This is a genomic window from Planococcus sp. ISL-110, from assembly GCF_018613575.1.
Lineage (GTDB): Bacteria > Bacillota > Bacilli > Bacillales_A > Planococcaceae > Planococcus.
The window spans coordinates 62,268-85,806 of sequence record NZ_JAGGPX010000014.1; the positions used below are offsets into that span (position 1 = coordinate 62,268).

Sequence of the window (23,539 nt, forward strand, 5' to 3'; positions counted from 1 at the left end):
ATGGATGGACTTAGGGAGATATATACCAGACTGAAAAAGATGATTTTTTTCATCTTGGCGTTCTGCGTTATTGGTTGGGGGTTTACCCCTTATCAAGAAGTGTTCGCGGGTCTTATAATCGGAACTTTGTTCGGCATTTACAACATGTGGATTCTGGTTCGTCGGATGGAGAAATTCGACCGTGCGGTGGCTGAAGGCTCGAAAGTTCGTTCGCTTGGAACGGCATTACGGTTTGCATCAGGTGTTGCAGCTGTGGCGATTGCCATTTTATTCGCAGAGCACATTCACTTGGTCAGCACAGTAATTGGGTTGATGGTCCCTTACGCTCTGTTATTGACAGAGCGGATTGTGTATCACGTGAAACACCATTAACAATGTGGAAAGAGAGGTGAAATTATCGTGGAACATGGCGCTCCTATGCTCGAGGTGTTCGGGATCTGGTTTAACCTATCCAACGTTATGATGCTACTTGTAGCCGCTCTTATCGTCTTCCTTATTGCTTTTATCGCTACACGGAATTTGCAGCTCAAACCGACGGGCATGCAGAACTTCATGGAATGGATCATGGATTTCGTAAAAGGGATTATCAACAGCAATATGGATTGGAGAGATGGTGGCCGATTCCATGTTCTTGGAATCACTCTGATCATGTTCATTTTTGTTTCGAATATGTTAGGGCTTCCATTTGCAGTAGTTGTCAACGGAGACCTTTGGTGGAAATCACCAACAGCGGATCCGACGGTAGCGATGACATTAGCTGCTATGGTGCTCATCTTGAGCCATTATTATGGCATCAAGCTGAAGGGGCTCAAAGGATATTCAGCAGGCTACATCAAGCCAATGCCATTCCTATTCCCGCTAAAAGTCATTGAAGAATTTGCAAATACGCTGACACTCGGTCTGCGTCTTTACGGTAACATCTATGCGGGGGAAATCCTGTTGACTTTGTTGGCAGGCCTCGCATCAGCAAGTATTTTCGGATTTGCAGCAGGCATTTTGCCAATGATGTTATGGCAAGGGTTCTCGATCTTTATCGGGGCAATTCAAGCGTTTATTTTCGTTATGTTGACAATGGTCTATTTATCGCATAAAGTTGCCGACGACCATTGAGTATAAACTGCTCATCGAGCAAACAAAAAAAACAACTATCCTGAGGAGGACACATTACAATGACAGGTTCATTAGGTTTATTAGCAGCAGCAATCGCAGTAGGTTTAGCAGCACTAGGTGCAGGTATCGGTAACGGACTTATCGTTTCAAAAACAGTTGAAGGTATCGCACGCCAGCCAGAAGCACGCGGCGTTCTACAAACAACAATGTTCATCGGTGTTGCATTGGTTGAAGCATTGCCAATCATCGCTGTAGTTATCGCGTTCATCGTTATGAACCAATAGTATTTTTATACAAAAAGTTAAATGGTGGGGATGCTTCGATATGGTTTTCGCCATTTAAACTTGTATGAACCAATTTTCTTTTGAAAATCCATCTTAAAACAGATAAAGATCTTACTATAGAATAAAATGTATTTTAGGCTCTTGAAGGGAGTGAAACAATCGTGTTTTTTGATCACCTCGTACTCGGTGCAGCCGGGGAGTTTTTGAATATTGGAGACATTCTCGTAACACTTGTTATTTTCATTTTACTAATGGTGCTTTTGAAGAAATTCGCATGGGGTCCTTTGATGGGCATAATGCAGCAGCGTGAAGATTTGATCAAGAGTGAAATCGAAACTGCTGAAAACAGCCGTCTTGAATCACATAAGTTGCTTGAAGAGCAGCGCAGCCTTCTTAAAGATGCGCGTACGCAAGCACAGGAAATCGTCGAAAACGCTAAAAAGCAAGGCGAAGTTTCGCGTGAAGAAATCATTACAACAGCTCGCGCTGAGTCTGGCCGCATGAAAGAATCTGCGGTTCAGGAAATTGCCAACGAAAGAGATAAAGCTATTTCGGCTGTTCGTGAAGAAGTTGTGGCATTGTCATTGCTTGCTGCTACGAAAGTGCTTGAAAAAGAAATCTCTGAGGAAGACAACCGCCAGTTGATTAACGAAACGATTGCGAAGGCAGGCGAAGTTCAGTGAGTCAAGTTGCAAAACGCTACGCTCTAGCATTGTTCCAAGTCGCTCAAAAGCATGAATCGTCATTGGATGTCGAACAGGATCTGCGTGAAGTGAAAAAAGTCTTCAAAATGACTCCGGAACTTTATAATTTGATCGTTTCTCCAAAACTTTCAGCTGATAAAAGAAAAAACTTGATCAATGAAGTGTTCAATGGGGCAAATCCGTTGGTCATAAATACGCTTCAATTGATGGCAGAACGCAAACGTTTGGACGAAGTCGCCTCATTGGCTGACGAATACGTCAATTTGTCCAATAACGCACAGGGAATTGAAGACGCAAAAGTTTATTCTACACGTCCTTTGACTGAAGAAGAACGCGCATCCATCTCTTCTGTATTTGCAAAAAAAATCGGCAAACAATCTTTACGAATTGAAAACATCATCGATCCATCGTTAATCGGCGGATTGCGTCTTCAAATCGGAAACCGCATTTACGACAGCAGCGTGAGCACGAAGTTGGCACGTCTGCAGCGTCAATTAATCGGTTAATTTATGAAATTATGAGAGGGTGACATACATGAGCATCAAAGCTGAAGAAATCAGCGGTCTGATCAAAAAACAGATTGAAAATTATCAATCAGAGATGAAAGTTGACGACGTTGGTACAGTAATCACCATTGGTGATGGTATCGCGCGCGCTCATGGCCTCGACAACGTCATGGCTGGAGAACTTGTAGAGTTCTCAACTGGTGTCCTTGGTATGGCGCAAAACTTGGAAGCCAACAATGTTGGTATTATTATCCTTGGCCCTTACACAGACATTAAAGAAGGCGATGAAGTACGTCGGACTGGCCGTATTATGGAAGTACCGGTAGGACCTGAACTTATCGGACGCGTAGTAAATCCACTTGGAGAGCCTGTCGATGGTCTTGGACCAATCAACACGACAAAAACCCGTCCAATTGAAAGCCCTGCACAAGGGGTCATGGCCCGTAAATCGGTTCATGAACCACTTCAAACAGGCATCAAAGCGATTGACGCACTTGTGCCGATCGGCCGTGGACAGCGTGAATTGATCATCGGTGACCGCCAGACAGGTAAAACTTCTGTAGCGATCGATACGATCTTGAACCAATCTGACCAAGACATGATCTGCATCTATGTCGCAATTGGACAAAAAGAATCTACTGTCCGTAACGTAGTAGAAACTTTCCGCAAAAACGGAGCGCTTGATTACACAATCGTTGTAACCGCTTCGGCTTCACAACCAGCTCCATTATTGTTCCTTGCTCCTTATGCCGGTATCACAATGGCTGAGGAATTCATGTTTGAAGGCAAGCATGTGTTGATCGTCTATGATGATTTAACAAAACAAGCATCTGCTTACCGCGAACTTTCACTATTGCTTCGTCGTCCACCAGGCCGTGAAGCTTATCCAGGGGATGTCTTCTACTTGCACTCACGTTTGCTTGAACGTGCTGCGAAATTGAACGAAACTCTTGGCGGAGGATCAATCACAGCATTGCCGTTCGTTGAAACGCAGGCTGGCGATATCTCTGCATATATTCCAACAAACGTTATCTCGATTACGGATGGCCAGATCTTCCTTCAATCGGATCTATTCTTCTCCGGTGTACGCCCAGCAATCAATGCAGGTCTGTCTGTATCACGTGTTGGTGGTTCAGCTCAGATCAAAGCAATGAAAAAAGTTGCGGGTACATTGCGTCTTGACTTGGCTTCTTTCCGTGAACTTGAATCATTCTCTCAGTTCGGCTCAGATCTTGATGCTGCAACTGCTGCGAAAATCGAGCGCGGGAAACGTACTGTTGAAGTCTTGAAACAGGACTTGAACAATCCGATCAAAGTTGAAAAACAAGTTGTTATTTTCTATGCGTTGACTCGTGGATTCCTTGACGATATCGCTCTTAACGACATTTCTCGCTTTGAAGCTGAATTGACAAGCTGGTTGGATACAAACCACACAGAAATTTTGGATACTATTCGTACAACTCAAGGTTTACCTGCTGATGACGCATTTGGTGCAGCGATCAACGAATTCAAACGCACATTCGCAAAATCAGAGTAAAGAGAAACTGTATTCGGTGGGGGCTTTAACCCACTGAATGCTAGTCCATCCAAGCGGACTTTTACGGTCAGTCCATCTCCTGCATGTCAATGCGGAAGACATACTGCCCGTTAAAGCGGGGGAATACCAGAGTCGGATATGAAGAAAAAATAATAGGGTGGTGAAATACCAGTGGCATCTTTACGCGATATAAAAACACGAATTACGTCAACCAAGAAAACGAGTCAGATCACAAAAGCCATGCAAATGGTTTCTGCATCTAAACTAAGCCGTGCGGAAGTGAACGCGAAAGCGTTCGTTCCCTACATGGAAAAAATCCAGGACGTAGTGGCATCCATCGCAGCTGGGTCTACGGACACAAGCAACCCGATGATGATTGCGCGCCCTGTGAAGAAAACCGCTTATTTAGTGATTACATCGGATCGTGGCCTTGTAGGCGGATATAACAGTAATATTCTTCGTACTGTCATGAGCAGAATCCGTGAACGGCATACATCCAATGACGACTTTGTTATCCTGAGTGTCGGCCGGAAAGGGAAGGAATTCTTTACAAAACAGGGAATGACCATTCTTGAAAGTGCAATTGCGCTTCCGGACCATCCGACGTTTGCAGATATTAAAGAAATAACGCGCAAAGCTGTTGGTATGTTCTCAGATGGTACGTATGACGAAGTTTATATGTATTACAATCACTTTGTTTCAGCCATTCAACAAGAAGTCACAGAGACAAAAGTCTTGCCGCTGACGGATATCCAACCGACAGGGTCTACTGCATCTTACGAGTTTGATCCTTCAGCAGAAGCGATTTTGGAAGTTCTTCTTCCACAATACGCGGAAAGCTTGATCTTTGGGGCCCTTCTTGACGGCAAAGCGAGTGAACATGCCGCATCTATGACAGCAATGAAGAGCGCGACCGACAATGCTTCTGATTTGATCGGCGGATTGACACTTCAATACAACCGTGCCCGCCAGGCGGCAATCACTCAGGAAATCTCTGAGATTGTCGGCGGAGCAGCTGCATTGGAATAAAGAATAGCGTAAGCACCCGTATAGATTTGACGGGCATAAGACGGATCAGCGAAGTGGCGCGGCTTATGACCCGAAAATCTGGGTGCTGAAGTTTGGACAACAAAACTGCAAGCTTTCTTCATAGGAAGCTTTTAAAAAAGTAAGACAGGAGGGAACAGCATGAACACAGGACACGTTCTTCAAGTTATGGGTCCAGTTGTAGATATCAAGTTCGCTAATGGCCAACTTCCAGCTATCTACAATGCCCTAACTGTAAATATTGATCGTCCCGGTCAGGAACAAGTTACTTTGACTTTGGAAGTAGCCTTGCACCTTGGCGACGATACTGTTCGTACAATCGCAATGGAATCCACTGATGGATTGCAGCGTGGATCGGTTGTAACCGATTTGGGCAGCGCTATTACTGTTCCAGTTGGAGAAGTAACATTGGGCCGCGTATTCAACGTACTCGGTGAAATAATCGACTTGGGTGAAGAAATTCCGGCAACAGAGCTCCGTAACCCGATTCACCGTTCTGCCCCTACATTTGAACATCTTTCAACGGAAGTTGAAATTCTTGAAACAGGTATCAAAGTTGTTGACTTGCTTGCCCCTTACATCAAAGGTGGTAAAATCGGTCTCTTCGGTGGTGCCGGTGTAGGTAAAACAGTTCTTATCCAGGAATTGATCAACAACATCGCTCAAGAGCACGGCGGTCTTTCTGTATTCGCCGGTGTTGGTGAGCGTACACGTGAAGGAAACGACTTATTCCACGAGATGAGCGAATCCGGCGTTATCAAGAAAACTGCAATGGTCTTCGGCCAAATGAACGAGCCGCCGGGCGCACGTATGCGTGTTGCTTTGTCCGCTTTGACAATGGCTGAATATTTCCGTGACGAACAAGGCGCGGATGTACTCCTATTCATCGATAATATCTATCGTTACACGCAAGCAGGTTCTGAGGTATCAGCACTTCTAGGCCGCATGCCATCTGCCGTTGGTTACCAGCCGACACTTGCGACTGAAATGGGCCAATTGCAGGAACGTATTACGACGACAAGCACTGGTTCTGTAACTTCAATCCAGGCGATTTATGTACCAGCCGATGACTATACAGATCCAGCTCCGGCTACAACTTTCGCTCACTTGGATGCGACAACTAACCTTGAACGTAAACTTTCTGAGATGGGTATCTATCCAGCGGTAGATCCTCTGGCTTCGACTTCACGTGCATTGTCACCTGAAATTGTTGGCGCAGAGCATTACAACATCTCACGTGAAGTTCAAGAAACGCTTCAGCGCTACAGAGAATTACAGGATATCATTGCAATCCTTGGTATGGATGAGTTAAGTGACGAAGACAAGCTGACGGTTAACCGTGCACGCCGTGTCCAAAACTTCCTTTCTCAGAACTTCCACGTTGCTGAACAGTTCACTGGCCAAAAAGGTTCTTACGTTCCTGTTCAAGAAACGATCAAAGGGTTCAGAGGAATTCTTGATGGAAAATATGACCACTTGCCGGAAGATGCTTTCCGTTTGGTCGGACGCATTGAAGATGTTATTGCAAAAGCAAAAGGCATGGGCGTAGAAGTCTAAAACCAGGGACCAGGAGGGAAAAAAATGAAGACCATTACAGTCAATATTGTCACTCCCGACGGCCCGGTATACGATTCAGAAGTATCTATGGTTATTGCAGTTACAGCAACAGGCGAAATGGGCATTCTGCCCGGCCACATTCCGACAGTCGCTCCTCTTGGAATCGGTGCAGTCCGATTGAAAAAAGAGAACTCGACAGAATTGGTTGCTGTAAACGGTGGATTTCTTGAAATCCGCCCTGAAAAAGTGACCATTCTTGCACAATCGGCTGAACACGCGACAGACATCGATCTGGCACGTGCTCAGGAATCCGCTAAACGTGCAGAAGCACTTTTGCAGGCAAATAAAAATGAAATCGACTTTAAACGTGCTGAATTGGCGTTAAAGCGTGCGATGAATCGTATCAACGTTTATGAGGGTAACATTTAAAGTAAGAAAAGCGAAAACGGCCGTTTAGCTCCGACAGGCTTAAGATGAACTTCCGAAGCGGCGCTTTTTGCCGCATAGGAAGGGCAGCTTAAGTCCGAGGAGTTGGCCGTTGGAGTCTAGACAAAGAAAAGCGTAAGCGCCCGTGTAGATTCGACGGGCATAAGACGCACTGGCGAAGCGGCGTTCTTCAGCCGTACAGCCAGAGTGGCTTATGACCCTAGAATCTGGGCGCTGAAGCTAGACAATAAAGAAAAGCGTAAGCGCCCGTGTAGATTCGACGGGCATAAGACGCACTGGCGAAGCGGCGTTCTTCAGCCGTACAGCCAGAGTGGCTTATGACCCTAGAATCTGGGCGCTGAAGCTGAACAATAAAAAGAGAACAAGCGGGCATAAGGGCAATTGACCTTTGTCCGCTTTTTCTATTTTTCTGTATAAGCGGGATTAAAGAAATAGCTTTTTTCATTGTTTTGACAAATAGATCAGGATAACTCGATCCAGTCGGAACTGGTTTGCGCAATATTAAAAGACGCTTTAAAATCTTCTCTTGCGAAAGGATGAATAAGATGGAAATTATGATTGGACAAACGGCGTTGATTTCAATCTTCAGCCATATTTTCTTCAGCGGTGTTGCTTTTTATGCGATGCGCGCAGTAATTTTTGAAAAATGGATACACAAACACCATGTGCTGCAGGCACAAATTCTCTACATTTTTCTAAGTATTGCAATCGGGACTATGGTATCTACTTTTTTCCTAAATATTTCATCTTGGTCAAGGCAATTGCCTTACCTGTTTTAAGGTTGCCGTTTTGCCATGGCACTGAAGCTCATGGCTATGGCAAAACGGCAAAATATTTATTTCCTGGGAAATAAAATCTCATATAAGGTTTAAGCCTTGAAAAGAGGGGAAAAGGTCTACTAGGTTATTTTTAAAATGTGACTTTTTTCCTCAACCTACATAAACATGGCATACTTTCCGAATAATATTCTGTGTCATAAAAGTTTAAACGCAAAATGAGAGTATAGTTGCTTGTTTTTTACTAAACAACAGGTTAATATAAGTAAGATTTTGTTTCTAAATAATGACATTGGACTTATAAACATATATGGGATACATATAGATGACTATTAAACACATGGAGGGCATATCAGTGGATCAAATTATTGTAAAAGGCGGCCAGAAATTAACAGGAAAGGTACGGGTAGAGGGTGCTAAAAATGCAGTTCTTCCGGTATTAGCTGGAGCGTTATTGGCGTCAAAAGGCAAAAGTATCATTAAAGAGGTACCAAATTTAGCGGATGTTTACACAATTCAAGAAGTCTTGAAAAGCCTGAATGTATCGGTTGAGTATTTTCCGGAAAAAAATGAAATGCTGATCGATTCTTCAGCTACATTATCAAGCGAAGCCCAATTCGAATATGTGCGCAAAATGCGCGCTTCGATTTTGGTAATGGGACCGGTTTTAGCACGCAACGGCTTTGCTCGTGTAGCTTTGCCAGGAGGCTGTGCTATAGGGTCACGCCCAATTGACCAGCACCTGAAAGGGTTTGAAGCAATGGGCGCGAGCATCACTTTCGGAAACGGTTTTGTTGAAGCAAAAACAACCGGCCGTTTACGTGGGGCGAAAATCTATTTGGATTTCCCAAGTGTTGGCGCAACTGAAAACATCATGATGGCTGCCGCATTGGCAGAAGGTACGACACTTATCGAAAATGCTGCTAAAGAGCCTGAGATTGTAGATGTAGCAAACTATATCAATGAAATGGGCGGCCGCGTTATCGGCGCGGGTACAGATACAATGCGCATTGAAGGCGTTAAAGAATTGCATGGCGCTGAGCATTATATCATCCCGGATCGTGTTGAAGCGGGTACGTTCATGGTTGCTGCTGCAATCACAGAAGGCGACGTCATCATCGAAAACGCTGTACCTGAACATATGGCAGCATTGATTTCCAAAATGGGCGAAATGGGTGTTGATATTCAGGAAACGGCAGAAGGACTGCGCGTTCGTGCAAGCCGTCCACTTCGTTCAATCGACATCAAAACAATGCCTCACCCAGGATTCCCGACTGATATGCAGTCGCAGATGATGTCTTTGATGCTTACTGCTACAGGCAATGGCATTCTGACAGAAACTGTCTTTGAAAACCGATTTATGCACGTGGAAGAATTCCGCCGCATGAATGCTTCGGTTAAAATTGAAGGCCGTTCGGTAATCATGGAAGGTCCTTCAGATCTTCAAGGCGCTGAAGTTGCAGCAACCGATCTGCGAGCTGCTGCTGCGTTGATTCTGGCAGGACTTGCTGCAGATGGCATTACCCGTGTAAACGAACTTTATCATTTAGATCGCGGATACGTTAACTTTCATTCAAAACTGGCAGCTTTAGGCGCTGATATCGAGCGCGTGAATGTTGAGCAGGTAGAAACAAAAGTAGAGCAATTGGTCTAATTTACTTCATTAAGGGCTTGCGGTGCTGTTATTCAGCTCCGCAAGCTTTTTTTATAGAAATAGCAGAATTCAGGAATTTTTGTCAATGCGTTCCGGACTATGATAAAATATTCAGTTAAGAGAGTCTTTTTGAAAATACATAGGATGAAAGAGAAACTTCACTCAGGCGTGTATTGCGCACTGAATGTTGGTTGATTCGATCGGACTTTTCCGGTCTTTGGATCTTTCGATTGAACAAGCAGGAAAAATGGTTTAAAAGGAGTGCGGGCTTGATGTTTTCTAAAGACATTGGAATTGATCTGGGGACAGCAAATGTGTTGATATACGTTAAAGGCAAAGGAATCATCTTGAACGAACCTTCGGTAGTGGCCATGGATCGGAAGACCAATGAAGTGCTGGCTGTCGGAAAAGAGGCGCGCAAAATGATTGGCAGAACGCCAAAGCATATTGTGGCTGTTCGGCCGTTGAAGGATGGTGTCATCCACGACTTTGACGTCACCGAAGCGATGCTCAAGCATTTTATACACATTTTAAAATTAAAAGGATTTATGACCAAGCCGCGGATCCTGATCTGTTGCCCAACGAATGTCACAAGTATTGAACAAAATGCAATCCGTGAAGTGGCAGAAAAAGCGGGTGGCAAAAAAGTTTATGTAGAAGTCGAACCGAAAGTGGCTGCGATTGGAGCGGGCCTTGATATTTATCAGCCGAATGCCAGTATGGTCATTGATATCGGCGGCGGAACGACGGATGTTGCGGTTTTGTCCATGGGCGATATCGTCACAAGTGAAACGATTAAAACAGCCGGTGACCGGTTTGATCAGCAGATAATGAAATACGTCAAACAACAGCATAAACTGCTGATTGGCGAAAAAACGGCTGAAAAGATTAAGGTGGATATCGGTACAGCATTAAAGCATATTGAAGCAAAAGAGATGGAAATCCGCGGCCGTGATATTTTGACGGGTTATCCAAAAACGCTGACCATCACGTCGTTGGAAGTTGAAGAAGCCTTAAGAGAATCCGTTCAATTAATTGTCGATGCTGCCCGGACGGTATTGGAGAAAACGCCTCCGGAACTGGGATCCGATATTGTTGAAAGTGGAGCGATTCTGACGGGTGGCGGTGCATTGCTGAATGGTCTTGATCAGTTATTGGCCGGCAAATTGGGAATTCCGGTTTCCGTTGCGGAAAATCCGATGGAATGTGTGGCGCTGGGCACCGGGTTGATGCTGGAAGCAAAAGAAAATGTCTTCCGTAAAAGCAAACAAAGCCAATTAGCAGATGGCAAAAATAGAGCGTTCTAGTATAATGACTGGAGTTTATAAAGATGAACTGCGCCCGAAATTTGGGAATTCAGTAGATGGAAAGGTTGACAGAGTGAATGGCTGAACAGAAAAAAAACTTTTCTCTTCGGAAAAAAGCGAAAAAAGAAGTGTCGGATACAGAAAAGACTAAAAAGACATGGTGGGTTCAAATACGCCTGTTTCCCATCTGGCTGCGTATTATCTTGGTAATCGCCCTGATCGCCTTAGCTGCTGTTCTAGGAGCGATGGTTGGCTTTGGTGTCATTGGTGACGGAAATCCTGCTGATGCGCTGAAATGGGAGACCTGGCAGCATATATTGGATATTATGAGTGGAAAATAAAAGGAGATGGATCGATTGTTGACAACAGAGCAAGTTCAAGCAATTTTACCGCATCGCTACCCATTTTTGATGGTGGATCGGATTTTGGAGATTGAAGCCGGCAAAAGAGCTGTTGGTTTAAAAAACGTATCTGCCAATGAAGAATTTTTCAATGGACATTTCCCAGGATATCCAGTAATGCCAGGTGTCCTGATCGTTGAAGCATTGGCACAGGTTGGCGCAGCCGCTGTGTTGCAAATGGATGCCAACAAAGGCCGTCTGGCGTTTTTCACAGGCATTGATAACTGCCGATTTAAACGCCAGGTCGTACCAGGCGATCAATTGCGTCTGGAAGTTGAACTGACAAAACTGCGCGGTTCAATGGGCAAAGGCCATGCCATTGCGACAGTAGACGGAGAAATAGCCTGCGAATGCGATATTCTCTTCGCATTGGGTCCAGTCGCCGAAAAGTAAGCCTAAATAAACAACTTGCAGGAATCGGCGTAGGATCAATCATTCTCCCATAAGAAAAAAGAGCTGCGGTTCAAGTCATTGTTTCTGACTTGAACCGCAGCTCTTTTTATTTATAGCGCTATTACTTTGCCTCGTCTTTTCTTAGGCCTGGGCGGGTGCGCATATCGGTCTCAAAGCGCTCCAGCAAGTCCTGTCCCTCAAGACCGTCTTCCAACAGTTCTGAAAGTAAGGTTTCTGCATACTTCCGGCGAGCCCGTTTCAAGGTGCCTTTCATCAATACAGAGGTGTGGTCCCCGATGACTTTTACCTTGCGGATCACTACTTCAAAAGGCGCAGGTTCGTTTCCAGGATAGGAAATGACAACCTGGACATCGATCGTTTTCTTGGATTGCATCAGTTTTTCGAACGTCTCCAGATGCGGCAGGTCGATCAACATCTCAAGGATCCACGAGCGTTCGCTGTTCTCCTGGTTGATCATGATGCCATCATGCACCGGATAATCGGTCACTTGATCGTCTTGTTCAATACCCAATGACAGCATTTTAAATGTTTTCATGCAGCAATGCCTCCAATACTAGCTTTGTTTCAGTATAGCATACAGAAGATTTGGCAGGCGAACCGAAAAGAAAAGGCTGTTATAAAAAAATGGGATTTTCCTAAAAGCTATTTTTGGTGAGGCGTGCCACATGACTTAAACTCACTTATTTCCTCTGATTTCACTGAAAAAAAAGTTTTGGGATGCTTCAAAAATGAGATATGGAAGCGGAAAACCCACAAAAATTAATTTTTTCGGTTTTGCAAAGAATTCAATCTTCTTAGTATGCTCTAAGTAAGCGAAAGGAGGTGAGAAAATGAACCAAGTCGGAATTGTAGGGCGTTTAACAAAAGATCCATCCATGCGTGTCATGAGTGAAGGACGGATACATACTTCCTTCATCGTAGCAGTTTCCCGAAACTACAAAAACCAGAAAGGAGAAACGGAAACAGATTATGTTCTTTGTTCCACCTGGGGCAAGCCTGCCCACAATGTCTCGAAATACTGCGTCAAAGGTTCACTTGTCGCTGTCACCGGCCGTCTGCAATCGCGTTCCTACGACAAAGAAGATGGCACGCGCATCTATGTGACCGAAGTGCTGGGCGACCAGATCCGCTTCCTCGACAGAAGAAAACCACAAGAAGAAACTGCCCCTAAACAAGAAACACCGCAGTCGGATGCAGACTTCGATTTCCAACCGCCGGGGACAGAGCAGGTAAACGCATAAACGATTAAACAAAGGAGGCACTTAGCGATGCCGAAAGATGTACAGCTGCAACTGGAAGTGCATATGGAGCAATTGATCAAACTAACCGCCTTGCTCCATCAGCGATTGGCAGAGGCGGAGCGGGAACTAAGTGAACTGAAATCGATCTTCCGTTCCGTTCAAAAAGGGTGAATTTTCACGTCTAAAAGGGGAATCCGGCCAGGTGGGGACCTGGCCGGATTTATTTAAAGCTATTTAAAGTGAATAAGTGAACAGTTCTTTCAAATCCTTATCCGAAAGCTCAGTCATCCATTGGCTGGATTGGATGAATTCTTCGGACATCGACTGCTTTTGCGCTAACAGGGAATCGATTTTTTCCTCGATGGTCCCAATTGTCACAAATTTATGGACATGGACGAATTGCGTCTGTCCAATACGGTAGGCACGGTCAGTCGCCTGGTTTTCCACGGCGGGGTTCCACCATCTGTCGGCATGGAGCACGTGTGTCGCGGCCGTCAAGTTAAGGCCGGTGCCACCCGCTTTCAACGACAGGATGAAGATTGGGAATTTACCGGCTTGGAAAGAAGCCACTAAGGAATCACGTTGCTGTTTTGGCATGCTGCCGGTCAAGAATGGCACTTCGTGGCCATACAGTTCATTGATGGCCTGTTGCAGCAAATGCCCCATCCCGATGTATTGCGTAAAGATCAAACATTGTTCCCCGCGTTCCGCAATTTCCCCGGCCAAGGTCACAATGCGCTCCAGTTTTTGAGAACGGGGCAGGATTTCAGCGGCGCTCGTATACGGCTCTTTCAAGTACAGAGACGGATGATTACATAGCTGCTTTAATTTGCTCAGCATTTTCAAGACCAGCCCTTTTTTCTCGAAACCTGTGAGCGTCTCCATTTTCTGCACCGTATCCTGCACCAGCCCCTCATAAAGAGCGGCCTGTTCCGGTGTCAGTGGGCAATACTCCAGCTGTTCCTGCTTTTCAGGCAGATTCAACTGCAGATCCGGGTCTTTTTTCGTCCGGCGCAGCAGGAATGGCTGGATCCGCTGGCGCAATTTTTCTTTATGTTCTTCAGAATTATCGCGTTCGATTGGAATCATGAAGTTTTCCTGGAACTGCTTGATGCGGTACAGGTAACCTTTGTTGATAAAATCGAAAATCGACCATAATTCAGATAGGCGGTTTTCAATCGGCGTTCCCGTCAAAGCGATATGATGATCGCCTTTGAATTTACGGATGGTCCGTGATTGTTTGGTGTACATATTCTTGATGTTCTGTGCTTCATCCAAAGTAATGCTTGCCCAGTGCAGGCTCTGCATTTCCTCGCCGTCAGAAGACGCAATGCCATAAGTCGATAAGACGACATCGGGTTTTTCTTCCGCTAAAAAGGCATTAAAGTCTTCGCCTTTGGGACGGATGCTGCCGTAATGGGTCACAACCTTCAAATCGGGCGCAAAACGCTCTAATTCTTTTTGCCAGTTGCCGAGCACGGAAGTCGGACAGACGATCAGCGATGGCGTCTCTGGATTTTTTCCTTGAACATGCAACAGGTACGTAATCAGCTGGACCGTTTTTCCAAGCCCCATATCATCTGCCAAACAAAGGCCAAAGCCTTCTTCACGCATGAATACCAAATAATCGAAACCGATTTTTTGGTACGGGCGCAGCTCTGTCAATAAATTCTGCGGAAGCGGCGTTTCCGGCAAGTCGCGTTTGTCCAATAGCTTATCGAGCAGCGTTTTCAGCGATCGGTTCAAGTGGAATTCCACCAGCGGGTCGTCTTCGTCCGTGGTTTCTTCCAACATGATTTCCGGTACGTTTTGGAACAGCATGTCTTTGATCGTCCAATCAGCATCTTCCGCTTCTTCGATCATCTTCCGCAATTGCATCAGCAGGTTCGAATCGACACGCACCCATTCATTGCCGATGCGGATAAATTCCTTGTTCTCGGACACCAGGCGCTGAAAATCCTGCATGCTGAGCTCATGGCCATTCAGGGAGAACTGCCAGTCGAAATTGATGATCTGGTCAAGGCCGACAACCGATGCTTTTTTGATCGGCGAGTTGACATTGGCTTTGACGCGGATTTTGGATTCCTGGACTGCTTTCAGCCAGGAAGGAATCGATACCTCAACGCCGAACGCCTGCAGAATTTCTGCATCGTTGCGCAAAAACTCGAGAATCTCGGCATCGGTCCATTCGGCATGGTAAAAACGGTTTTCGTCAAACTGCTCGACAGAAGGGCATAAACTCAACAGCAGCGATTGGCGCTGTTGAATATCCTCCGCAAAAGGACGCCATTTTTCCGGCAATGCCTTGTCGATCGGTTCGTCTGCGCGGCGTTTGGAAGGAGACCAGTAAACACTGCCCCGCTTTGAACGCATGACAACTTTAAAAGACCAGAATTCATCGGCATCCGGTTCGCTCAACTGTACTGCGATAACATAGTCATCCGCGTCCGGCATACCCTGCCAACCGGCTTGTTGGATAAAGCCCTGGATATAAGGCAGCTGGGCCACTGATAATCCTTTTTGGCGCAATTGATGATGGACCGTATCGCTAAGGAAAGTTCGGATTTCTTCATCCCCATACTTGTTGCTGATGATGATGTCCCCGTCTTCAACCGAAACATGATCCCATAAATCCGGATCGCTCAAGGAATCGGCGACTTTCTCGGCAAGCTTCAGCCAGCCTTCATCTTCTGCACGCTGTCCGGCAAACGTCACATAATGGTGAGGTTCACGCTGAAACAGGCGGACAAAATCAGCGGGCGTCAGCACCAGGTCCAAGCCATCTGTCTGTGCCTTCAAGCCGAAAAAGCTGTCTTTGTCGAGAAAATACAAATACGGCAACCAGATTTCCGGCGGAATCCGGTTGCCCGCTTCGTTGGTCGCCTGGATACGGAAAAGTTCTCCGCGGCTGATCGTTAAATAATAGAGGCGGCTTCCTTCAGTTTGGAATTGGTTCATATCAGATTTCCTTTCTCGATCTCTTCCTGGAGTGCACGCAGACGTTTGTTCTGTGTCCGGATTTCAGTGATGTAGGCAGTCCAGAACTCCATTTGCCCGCTTTTCTTGCAGGCGGCCTTCATTTTTTTCCAGATGCGTACCGCTTGCTTATAGCTCGGCCGGTTGCGCTCCTCCAGATGAGCCAACGCATACCGGTGGAGCAGGGGCAGCACGTAATCAGGCGCTGTTGCCTGGACTTCCTTGAGTCCGCATTCCTCCGCAAAATACAAAGGAGAATTGTAGAGATGATGCAGCTCTGCCCATTGCTTGTATAATTTCTTTTCAATCAAATAAGCCGAATAGGCAGGGAGGCCGTAATGGCCAAATTGCTTGAACAAATCTTCCCAGTCCAATTCGCTCAATTCGATTTGTGAAAACAAGCGGCTGAGCGTCCGTACGTATTGATGGCGATACTGTGTATAAAGCTCTTCAAACAGGAACGTTTTCACATGCGGCTTGATCGCCAACAAAATATTGGCCAATGCCTGTGGATGCTGTTCGTTTTCGGCAAGAACGGCCAGTTCGACCCAGTCATGCGTTTCATTCGGTGATATTTTCCGGACATCAAGATCTTTCTTCAAAATGATGGCGAAAAATGCTTTCAGCCGTTCATCAGGATTTTTCAATGCGGCAAGCTCTTCTTCCCGCAGTTTGTTAGTGTTGAACAAATTGGTCCAGAACAGTTGGTAAAGTGAAAAACGCTGCGAAAACGAGACATCCTTCACTTCAATGAATTCACGGATCAAGGTTTTTAGGTGTTCAAAAAAAGCATCCGTTTCAAATGTCCGGTGCTGAACCCGCAGCTGGCTGAGCAAATCGCGCAATTCATGCAGCTCATCGTCAAACCAGGTCTTAAAGAACGAGTGATGGACTTCCTGTGTGCCGGCGATAAACGTCGTCCACACTTCAGTCAGTGAAATAAAATGGGCGTAGGTGCGGTAAAGCACTTTCCATTCGCGTTCCAAAGGCACGTAGGAAAAAGCATTCTTCAAACGGCCGTCATACATTTGTTCAAAATAAAAATAATTGCGGGTGGTGTAATCCGGAATGGCCTCACGCCATACGCTGCGGACCAGTTTTGTCCACTGCTCAGGAGAGCGCTTTTCAGACAATAAAGTCAGCTGCTTGTTTTCAGGCTCGCGCCAAGCGGCTACCCATTCAGAAAGAGAGCCTATTTTTTGGTACAGCGCAAAAATGACCGCCAGTCGATGGCGGCACATCGGTTCCTGCGGACAGGCGCAAATTGCCGTGAGCTTATCGAAATTGAGAATGATCTTAACTGCATGTGCGTCTTTGACGATTGCTTCAAGCAGCAGCCGCTCTTCATTGAACGACTGAATCTGTACACCGTCGTGGCGCACTAAAAAGACTGCTTTTCGAACCATTTCTTCGTCCAACGCACGAGTCGGTAGAAGTGATTTGTCGATAGCAGCCATATAATTGTGAATAGTATCTTCGAATCTTTTCGCCAGGGATTGAACCGTAGCCATATGCATCGCCCCAAAATAAAGCTTTCCTTCTATTATACGACTTTTTGACTGCTCCGTAAACGGGGAAGAATGCTTTGCCAATTTACAGACTAGGAAATCGTCGCAATATTTTCAATGAGTCCTTGTTTTATGTAAAGAAAATGGTATTATAAAAGTAATAAAGACCTAATTATATAGTGTGGATAGGAGAATGATAGTTGTTCAATTCGTTTGTTTTGGAAATCCCCGATTTGCGTTCCGTTTTGCATCCAAAGGACGTCGTGGCTTGGGAAGTAGTGTATGCGAAGGCCGAATTGGTATTTGGTAAGATCAGTTGGCAAATTTCATCAGATGGTGATTGTTACAGTATCCAAAACCCCCGATTGTTTCCGGATTACTTGGAGCAAGTGCAGGTCGATTTCAAAATGAACCGAATTATTTTTTATAAACGGCAGCTGTCTGATGAGGAATTCCACGTATTGGTGGCTTATATTATGGAAAAGGTCTCAATTTACATCAATCCAAACGAAATGCATTTCATGGTCAATGCCCCACGCCATCGTCACCAACGAACACGCACCAAAAAATAAAAAAGCTGATTTATTGAGCCTGCCGGCTAGCCGGTGGGTTTTTGTATGGGAAGGCGGAACAGGAGTTGAGTGGTTTTGAAAGTCGCTTCACCCACTCTGGTGACGCTCTTTTGCTTGGTGTGGGGAGTTTTGGTGCGGTTCTGTAAGCTGCTTCGGGCGCTTTGGAGTGGGTTCCCGCACTAAGCCAGTCAGCTGAGGGGACGCTGTCAGTCTTATTGCTCCACCCACTCCGGTGACGCGCCTCAGCTGGGTGGTTGTTTCATAATGTAGATAGAACTTCTGTTTTTGTGGGATGGATAGATAGTGTGGGGTTCTGGAATCGCTTGGCGGCGGTGGTGCACGCGCCTTTGCTTGGTGTGGAATGGTGTGGGGAGTTTTGGTGCGGTTCTGTAAGCTGCTTCGGTCGCTTTGGGCATGGCTCCCGCTATGAGCCGAGAAGAGCACTCGTCTCATAGCTCCGCCCAGCCCGTAGCCGCGCCTCAGCTAGGTGGTTGTTTATATAGGAGGAGTCTGACTTTGTGTGTGGGGAATAGGTGGTGCGGGGTTCTGGAAACGCTCCGCGGCGGTGGGCACGCGCCTTTGCTGAGTGTAAGGTTGTGGGAGTAGTTTTTGTAGGGTTCTGGAAGCCGCTTCGGGCGCTTTGGAGTGGGTTCCCGCACTAAGCCAGTCAGCTGAGGGGACGCTTGCCAGTCTTATTGCTCCACCCACTCCGGTAACGCGCCTCAGCTGGGTGGTTGTTTCATAAAAAGAACTTTTATCTGTGTGGGTTGGATAGGTAGTTTGGGGTTCTGGAATTGCTTGGCGGTGGTGCACGCGCCTTTGCTGAGTGTAAGGTTGCGGGAGTGGTTTTTGTACTAGAAATTTGTGGAATGGCTAAAATTTAGGGAGGTTTCAGGTGTGAGGCTGCAAGATTTGTGCAGGTAATTCAAAAAGTGAAATAAGGATTTATATAGAAGAAACTTGAAATGATAGCGGAAAGTGTCCGCCAAGAGTGGTTTCTTTCCCTCTAATAATTCTTGATTTCACGCCAGATTATCAATAAAACTTTTTTAGGTAAAAACATGACTATTTTATTAAAAAATGTGACGAAATTATGTTCTCGAACGTCTACTATATAAGGATATTCTTATGCAATATGATATTCGAAAAGGTGTTTTTATGGTATGATATACGTAATCAGAATATTAAAAAAATAGGGGGGTGAGTCAGATGTTGCATGTGAAACTCATGAAGCCTTTTTATACAAAGAAAGAAGGGCATTTAGTCAAATTCGTTTTTGCTTACCAATACTTCTCTATCATGAAAGACGATGAGCTGTTCCACTTTATTCCCGTGGAAGGCAAGGAGATTATCGTCAACCTCAATACGTTCCAGGTGGAAAACCTTTCGGAAGTTTTCGTCTTCCAAAAAGGCAACCGCTTTATCCGCTTGCCTCTCTACCAATTGTTGCTCGTGTCCGATATTCACAGACATCTTCAAGCGATCCTGCAAGAAGAAAGAGCCGAATTGATCGAAGTAAACGAACAGTCTATGAAAGAAGCGGCCGACGCCATTTACTTTCTGGAACAGGAAAACTTCAGTCGAATGATTGATGAAGCGTTAAGTACAGGGGACCGGGAGATGTTCGATGAATTATTGACCCAACAGCGCGAATCACAACAATTACATGGAGGTTTGTAAAGTGAAATCAGCAGCCTATGGATAAAAACGTCTTTCCGGATCAACGGGGAGGCGTTTTTGAATACGAATAAAGGCATATTAAAAGCTCTTTTCCGTTTGTATGGGAAAAGAGCTTTTATAATTCTGCGTAATTCATAGGTCACCCCCTTACATCAAAGTATAAAAATTGATAAACAGCATGATCGCTGTCGAGCCCGCTACTCCAATTGCAAGATCTCCCCAGCCAAGTTCAAGTACTTTGTCAAAATTCATTGTCATCCGCTCCTTTTTGATTGGGTTTGTAAATGGAAGATCTTACAGGTAAGTTACAGTGCTTGCTAACTTGTTTTTAGTATAAATCAATGATTCATAATAAACATCGTACGAAATAACTAAAAATTCTAAAAAATAAAATAAAAGAAATTCAATTGTCCTGGTTTTGGATAAAAGTCAGTGTGAGCTGGATTGAACTATGGAGCGGGTATTGGTACATTGAGTCATAAGGGATATGTTGATGCCAGGTCTGATGACGATGCGGACGAGTCAGGTGAAGTTCTGCTGAATCGCCGCCTGGCTAAAGATGGCCGCTAACAGGTTATACTGGAGAAAGCATGAGAAATAAAAAGGAGTAGATCATTTTGAGAAAACTACCAAAACGACTGAAAAAAGGGGACACAGTTGGTGTGATTGCACCTTCAAGTCCGCCGGATCAAGAAAATCTGCGGAAAGCATTGCCGTTTCTGGAGGAGCTCGGACTGAAAATCAAGCTCGGCAAATCGATCGGTGCTTCCCGTGGCTATTTAGCGGGAACCGATGAAGAGCGCTTGGCCGATCTGCACGCCATGTTCGAAGATCCGGAAGTGTCCGGCATCATTTGTGCTGGCGGCGGGTACGGGGCAGCACGTTATGCGGACCAGATCGATTACGCGATGATCATGGAAAACCCGAAAGTGTTTTGGGGCTATTCAGATATTACGTTTTTACATACAGCCATCGGAGAATACGCCAAGATGGTAACGTTTCATGGGCCGATGCTGGCTTCAGATGTCGGCAAACCAGAATTTCATGAACGCAGCGCGCGCATGTTCGGTCAGCTATTTGAACCCTTCGAACTGCATTATACTGAAAGAGTGGCACCGCTTGAAACACTGGTTGGCGGAGTTGCGCAAGGCGAGCTGGTCGGGGGCAACCTGTCGTTGATTCGCAGCGCAGTCGGAACGAAATTCGACTTGGATGTCAAAGGCAAGATTTTATTGATCGAGGCTATTAATCAAGAACCATATGAAGTGGACGAAATGCTCAACCAATTGCGCTTGGCCCGCAAGTTCGATGAAGCAGCAGGAATTGTTATCGGAGATTTCAAAAATGCCGTGTCCCCAAAAGACACCCCTTCGCTGACTTTGGATCAGGTATTCACCGATTACTTTAGTGAGCTGAAAATTCCGGTCGTCAAAGGCTTTAAAATCGGCCATTGCGAACCGAATTTCTCCGTACCGCTCGGCGCACTCGCACGACTGGATGGCGACGCCAAAACCTTGACCATCCTTCCAGGGGTTGAATAAAGCCAGGAAATGAGCCGCGAAGACAACGAGGACCTGACCGACAGCAACCGCATCCAGACGCAGCTTCTCTATGGAGAGCCCGTGTTGATTGACGAAGTGGTAGATGGTTGGGCAAAAGTCATCGCACGCTTGCAGCCCTGCCAAAAAGACGAGCGGGGTTACCCGGGCTGGGTGCCCATAAGCCAATTGAAGAAAATCGCAGCCTTGGCTGGGCTTTGCCCGTGTAACGGCGAACAAATTCCAGCTTTGGACCGAGGAATTCAAACCTTTGAGCGCGGTGTCTTTTAATACTTTATTGCCGGTCAAGGAACTGGGCGAGTTTGTCCGTCTGCAGACGCCGGATGGCGACGCCATGATTATGGCGGACGCTGTGGAAGTCGTTGCCGCCTATGACCACGGTCCACGGGAGAGCGGCCTGAACATTGCCAAACTGGGTGCCGGATTTTTGGACCTGCCTTATTTATGGGGCGTCATCATCTCACGCGATGCTGTCGATCAGCATGACCAGGATTCCTGGCATATTGGCGATTTGCTGTTCTTTGCCTATGAGGAAGAAAAAGGCCGGCTCCATCATGTCGGCGTCTATTATGGCAATGGCTCGATGCTTCATTCACCGACTTCCGGGAAAGCCATCAAAATCATTAAACTGGCTGGCGCAAAACACGAAGCGGAATTATGCGCAGTTTGCCAATTAGTGGAAATAGAAGACTAGGACTAAAGAGGAGATAACCTCTCTGTATTTTCCAAACAGCCCGCTGACAATGGCTTTGTGAATAAATTCATTTAGTTGAAGGGCTCGCTGAGGGGTGAAATCAGTAGCGAATTGTGTTACAATAAACAGATAGTGTTTTACAAAAGAGAGGCGTGGTAATGATGGCATTCCAACCCCATGAAAAAGAAGTATCAGAATTCGTAGCAGCCCGCTACATTGGCGAATGGATTTCTTTCACTCGCAACGGCGTCGATGTTAACGGCACCATCTTTAAAATTATGGACAACTCGGTGATTGTTGAAATTTCACCAGAAGACGCAAAAGAAATTGGTGCGGCATCCAACATGACCGTAATTTCACATAAGAAATACCGTATCGTCGAATCTTGATTTGATGAGAAAAAAGGCTGTTCATGGCGAACAGCCTTTTTTTGTTGTCTTTTTTTGTATGAAAGAGAAGGGGATGGTGCACGCGCCTTTGCTTGGTGTGGGGTTATGGGAATAGTTTTGGTGGGGTTCTGGAAGCCGCTTCGGTCGCTTTGGAGTGGGTTCCCACAATAAGCCAAGCAGCTGAAGATCGCTGCCAGTCTTATTGCTTCACCCACTCCGTTGACGCGCCTCAGCTGGGTGGTTGTTTTGTGCATAGAACTTTTATTTGTGTGAGGTAGATAAGTGGTATGGGCTACTGGAACTGCTCGGCGGCGGTGGGGCACGCACCTTCGCTTGGGGCTAGGTAGTGGGTGTTGGGTTCTTTGTTTCTTCCTAATCCTTTTAGTTCTAGACATCGACTTTTGCCTTCTAACACGAACTTTATGGAAAAGATCATTTCTTCTCTGTGAGTGACGTCTGGTCAGAAAGTGTCACTTTCTATTTGGGCTGTTCGCCGCGCGGACAGCTTCCATTTGTGGGCTTGAACTTTGTGGAACAAATCGAATTGGGTAGAGGATGGTGAAGGTAAGAAAACAAAAAATTTAGGTAGAGATTTGAAACGTTCAGGTAGCCGCGTCAAGAGTGAAGAAAAGAAGTGGAATTTTTTAGATATGAACACGAAATGGTGATGTAAAAGCATCCAACCCGTCACTTACTGGCAACGCTAAACCAACAAACCAACAGCAATCCGCTCTGCTCCTCCAAGATGCCCGCTTTTCGCAGGCGAAAAGCACTACGTGCCCATCGCATCTTTATGCTTTCCTCCAAATAGGGACAACAGTGACGCTTCCCCTTACACTTCTTATCAATAAGAAGAAACCTAAAGAAAGAGCGGAAGGTGGCGACTCCTGGGGGAGCAGCGAAGTGGCGAAATCCACTCGGGCGCTAAGTCCGAGTTAGTTCGGCGCAAGCCCCCCGGAAAGCATCCACCTGGAGCGATTTCTCTACCCACTCGCATTTTGTATTTTCTTTTATGGACACGACAGCAAAGCTTTCACACTCACCACCTACTATCTGAAGAAACCTAAAGAAAGAGCGGAAGGTGGCGACTCCTGGGGGAGCAGCGAAGTGGCGAAATCCACTCGGGCGGCCAAGCCCGAGTTAGTTCGGCGCAAGCCCCCCGGAAAGCGTCCACCT

Annotated in this window: 25 protein-coding genes; 22 read left to right on the top strand and 3 right to left on the bottom strand. The window is 45.9% G+C overall.

What is annotated here, in order from left to right:
* From J7I83_RS09880 to fabZ, 14 genes are all read left to right on the top strand, one after another.
* Window positions 1-372, top strand: a complete 372-nt coding sequence (locus J7I83_RS09880) for an ATP synthase subunit I (protein ID WP_142827137.1) — start codon at window positions 1-3, stop codon at window positions 370-372.
* A 27-nt stretch (window positions 373-399) separates the two neighbouring features.
* On the top strand, window positions 400-1,110 hold the full coding sequence (atpB, locus tag J7I83_RS09885; protein ID WP_215100539.1) for a F0F1 ATP synthase subunit A: 711 nt from the start codon (window positions 400-402) through the stop codon (window positions 1,108-1,110).
* Between the two features lie 59 nt (window positions 1,111-1,169).
* Complete coding sequence (atpE, locus tag J7I83_RS09890; protein ID WP_006829234.1) at window positions 1,170-1,394, top strand: F0F1 ATP synthase subunit C; 225 nt, start codon at window positions 1,170-1,172, stop codon at window positions 1,392-1,394.
* 161 nt (window positions 1,395-1,555) lie between these two features.
* The gene (atpF, locus tag J7I83_RS09895; RefSeq protein WP_215100540.1) at window positions 1,556-2,077 is read left to right on the top strand and encodes a F0F1 ATP synthase subunit B; all 522 of its coding nucleotides are present in this window, start codon (window positions 1,556-1,558) and stop codon (window positions 2,075-2,077) included.
* Complete coding sequence (locus J7I83_RS09900; protein WP_215100541.1) at window positions 2,074-2,604, top strand: F0F1 ATP synthase subunit delta; 531 nt, start codon at window positions 2,074-2,076, stop codon at window positions 2,602-2,604. The genes atpF and J7I83_RS09900 overlap by 4 nt, the downstream gene beginning before the upstream one ends.
* A gap of 28 nt (window positions 2,605-2,632) precedes the next feature.
* Window positions 2,633-4,141, top strand: a complete 1,509-nt coding sequence (atpA, locus tag J7I83_RS09905; RefSeq protein ID WP_215100542.1) for a F0F1 ATP synthase subunit alpha — start codon at window positions 2,633-2,635, stop codon at window positions 4,139-4,141.
* A gap of 171 nt (window positions 4,142-4,312) precedes the next feature.
* Window positions 4,313-5,170 (top strand): ATP synthase F1 subunit gamma, encoded by an 858-nt coding sequence (atpG, locus tag J7I83_RS09910; RefSeq protein WP_215100543.1) that lies wholly within the window; start codon window positions 4,313-4,315, stop codon window positions 5,168-5,170.
* Window positions 5,171-5,329: 159 nt separating this feature from the next.
* Window positions 5,330-6,745, top strand: a complete 1,416-nt coding sequence (gene atpD, locus J7I83_RS09915; protein ID WP_215100544.1) for a F0F1 ATP synthase subunit beta — start codon at window positions 5,330-5,332, stop codon at window positions 6,743-6,745.
* 24 nt (window positions 6,746-6,769) lie between these two features.
* Window positions 6,770-7,174 carry a F0F1 ATP synthase subunit epsilon gene (locus tag J7I83_RS09920; protein WP_215100545.1) on the top strand — a complete coding sequence of 135 codons (405 nt, stop codon included), beginning with the start codon at window positions 6,770-6,772 and terminating at the stop codon, window positions 7,172-7,174.
* A gap of 563 nt (window positions 7,175-7,737) precedes the next feature.
* A complete protein-coding gene (locus J7I83_RS09925; RefSeq protein ID WP_215100546.1) occupies window positions 7,738-7,971 on the top strand; it encodes a DUF1146 family protein in 234 nt (77 codons plus the stop codon).
* A 352-nt stretch (window positions 7,972-8,323) separates the two neighbouring features.
* On the top strand, window positions 8,324-9,622 hold the full coding sequence (gene murA, locus J7I83_RS09930) for a UDP-N-acetylglucosamine 1-carboxyvinyltransferase (RefSeq protein ID WP_215100547.1): 1,299 nt from the start codon (window positions 8,324-8,326) through the stop codon (window positions 9,620-9,622).
* A gap of 272 nt (window positions 9,623-9,894) precedes the next feature.
* Entirely contained in the window at window positions 9,895-10,929 is a 1,035-nt protein-coding gene (gene mreB, locus J7I83_RS09935) for a rod shape-determining protein MreB (RefSeq protein ID WP_215100548.1), read from the top strand.
* A 77-nt stretch (window positions 10,930-11,006) separates the two neighbouring features.
* Window positions 11,007-11,270, top strand: a complete 264-nt coding sequence (locus J7I83_RS09940; RefSeq protein WP_215100549.1) for a DNA-directed RNA polymerase subunit beta — start codon at window positions 11,007-11,009, stop codon at window positions 11,268-11,270.
* A gap of 15 nt (window positions 11,271-11,285) precedes the next feature.
* Window positions 11,286-11,723 carry a 3-hydroxyacyl-ACP dehydratase FabZ gene (gene fabZ / locus J7I83_RS09945; RefSeq protein ID WP_215100550.1) on the top strand — a complete coding sequence of 146 codons (438 nt, stop codon included), beginning with the start codon at window positions 11,286-11,288 and terminating at the stop codon, window positions 11,721-11,723.
* Window positions 11,724-11,844: 121 nt separating this feature from the next.
* Here fabZ and J7I83_RS09950 read toward each other — a convergent pair whose 3' ends face one another.
* Entirely contained in the window at window positions 11,845-12,279 is a 435-nt protein-coding gene (locus J7I83_RS09950) for a YwpF family protein (RefSeq protein ID WP_215100551.1), read from the bottom strand.
* A 295-nt stretch (window positions 12,280-12,574) separates the two neighbouring features.
* On the opposite strand from J7I83_RS09950, the gene J7I83_RS09955 reads away from it, so the two are divergent.
* Both J7I83_RS09955 and J7I83_RS09960 read left to right on the top strand, forming a co-directional pair.
* On the top strand, window positions 12,575-12,985 hold the full coding sequence (locus J7I83_RS09955) for a single-stranded DNA-binding protein (RefSeq protein WP_215100552.1): 411 nt from the start codon (window positions 12,575-12,577) through the stop codon (window positions 12,983-12,985).
* A gap of 27 nt (window positions 12,986-13,012) precedes the next feature.
* The gene (locus tag J7I83_RS09960) at window positions 13,013-13,156 is read left to right on the top strand and encodes a hypothetical protein (protein WP_169314366.1); all 144 of its coding nucleotides are present in this window, start codon (window positions 13,013-13,015) and stop codon (window positions 13,154-13,156) included.
* 63 nt (window positions 13,157-13,219) lie between these two features.
* On the opposite strand, the gene J7I83_RS09965 is transcribed toward J7I83_RS09960, so the two are convergent.
* Window positions 13,220-15,943, bottom strand: a complete 2,724-nt coding sequence (locus tag J7I83_RS09965) for a DEAD/DEAH box helicase (protein ID WP_215100553.1) — start codon at window positions 15,941-15,943, stop codon at window positions 13,220-13,222.
* A complete protein-coding gene (locus tag J7I83_RS09970; RefSeq protein ID WP_215100554.1) occupies window positions 15,940-17,472 on the bottom strand; it encodes a hypothetical protein in 1,533 nt (510 codons plus the stop codon). Before J7I83_RS09970 ends, J7I83_RS09965 begins: the two co-directional genes overlap by 4 nt.
* Window positions 17,473-17,669: 197 nt before the next feature.
* Between J7I83_RS09970 and J7I83_RS09975 the strand changes: the two genes are divergently transcribed.
* The 6 genes from J7I83_RS09975 (at window position 17,670) to J7I83_RS09995 (ending at window position 22,363) form a co-directional block, all read left to right on the top strand.
* Complete coding sequence (locus J7I83_RS09975) at window positions 17,670-18,041, top strand: hypothetical protein (protein ID WP_215100555.1); 372 nt, start codon at window positions 17,670-17,672, stop codon at window positions 18,039-18,041.
* A gap of 1,209 nt (window positions 18,042-19,250) precedes the next feature.
* Complete coding sequence (locus tag J7I83_RS09980; RefSeq protein ID WP_215100556.1) at window positions 19,251-19,721, top strand: transcriptional regulator; 471 nt, start codon at window positions 19,251-19,253, stop codon at window positions 19,719-19,721.
* A gap of 617 nt (window positions 19,722-20,338) precedes the next feature.
* Window positions 20,339-21,262, top strand: a complete 924-nt coding sequence (locus J7I83_RS09985) for a S66 peptidase family protein (protein ID WP_215100557.1) — start codon at window positions 20,339-20,341, stop codon at window positions 21,260-21,262.
* 9 nt (window positions 21,263-21,271) lie between these two features.
* Entirely contained in the window at window positions 21,272-21,550 is a 279-nt protein-coding gene (locus tag J7I83_RS17820; RefSeq protein WP_251047571.1) for a hypothetical protein, read from the top strand.
* Window positions 21,540-21,974, top strand: a complete 435-nt coding sequence (locus tag J7I83_RS17825; protein ID WP_353048255.1) for an NlpC/P60 family protein — start codon at window positions 21,540-21,542, stop codon at window positions 21,972-21,974. The genes J7I83_RS17820 and J7I83_RS17825 overlap by 11 nt, the downstream gene beginning before the upstream one ends.
* Before the next feature lie 158 nt (window positions 21,975-22,132).
* Window positions 22,133-22,363 carry a DUF2187 family protein gene (locus J7I83_RS09995; RefSeq protein ID WP_251047573.1) on the top strand — a complete coding sequence of 77 codons (231 nt, stop codon included), beginning with the start codon at window positions 22,133-22,135 and terminating at the stop codon, window positions 22,361-22,363.
* Window positions 22,364-23,539 lie beyond the last annotated feature (1,176 nt).

Coding starts and splice junctions, on each gene's coding strand:
- atpA (WP_215100542.1), top strand. CDS start 2,633: ATGAGCATCAAAGCTGAAGAAATCAGCGGTCTGATCAAAAAACAGATT.
- J7I83_RS09970 (WP_215100554.1), bottom strand. CDS start 17,472: ATGGCTACGGTTCAATCCCTGGCGAAAAGATTCGAAGATACTATTCAC.
- J7I83_RS09950 (WP_215100551.1), bottom strand. CDS start 12,279: ATGAAAACATTTAAAATGCTGTCATTGGGTATTGAACAAGACGATCAA.
- J7I83_RS09925 (WP_215100546.1), top strand. CDS start 7,738: ATGGAAATTATGATTGGACAAACGGCGTTGATTTCAATCTTCAGCCAT.
- J7I83_RS09880 (WP_142827137.1), top strand. CDS start 1: ATGGATGGACTTAGGGAGATATATACCAGACTGAAAAAGATGATTTTT.
- J7I83_RS17820 (WP_251047571.1), top strand. CDS start 21,272: ATGAGCCGCGAAGACAACGAGGACCTGACCGACAGCAACCGCATCCAG.
- J7I83_RS09960 (WP_169314366.1), top strand. CDS start 13,013: ATGCCGAAAGATGTACAGCTGCAACTGGAAGTGCATATGGAGCAATTG.
- atpE (WP_006829234.1), top strand. CDS start 1,170: ATGACAGGTTCATTAGGTTTATTAGCAGCAGCAATCGCAGTAGGTTTA.
- J7I83_RS09995 (WP_251047573.1), top strand. CDS start 22,133: ATGATGGCATTCCAACCCCATGAAAAAGAAGTATCAGAATTCGTAGCA.
- J7I83_RS09965 (WP_215100553.1), bottom strand. CDS start 15,943: ATGAACCAATTCCAAACTGAAGGAAGCCGCCTCTATTATTTAACGATC.
- J7I83_RS09980 (WP_215100556.1), top strand. CDS start 19,251: ATGTTGCATGTGAAACTCATGAAGCCTTTTTATACAAAGAAAGAAGGG.
- J7I83_RS09920 (WP_215100545.1), top strand. CDS start 6,770: ATGAAGACCATTACAGTCAATATTGTCACTCCCGACGGCCCGGTATAC.
- atpD (WP_215100544.1), top strand. CDS start 5,330: ATGAACACAGGACACGTTCTTCAAGTTATGGGTCCAGTTGTAGATATC.
- J7I83_RS09955 (WP_215100552.1), top strand. CDS start 12,575: ATGAACCAAGTCGGAATTGTAGGGCGTTTAACAAAAGATCCATCCATG.
- mreB (WP_215100548.1), top strand. CDS start 9,895: ATGTTTTCTAAAGACATTGGAATTGATCTGGGGACAGCAAATGTGTTG.
- J7I83_RS09940 (WP_215100549.1), top strand. CDS start 11,007: ATGGCTGAACAGAAAAAAAACTTTTCTCTTCGGAAAAAAGCGAAAAAA.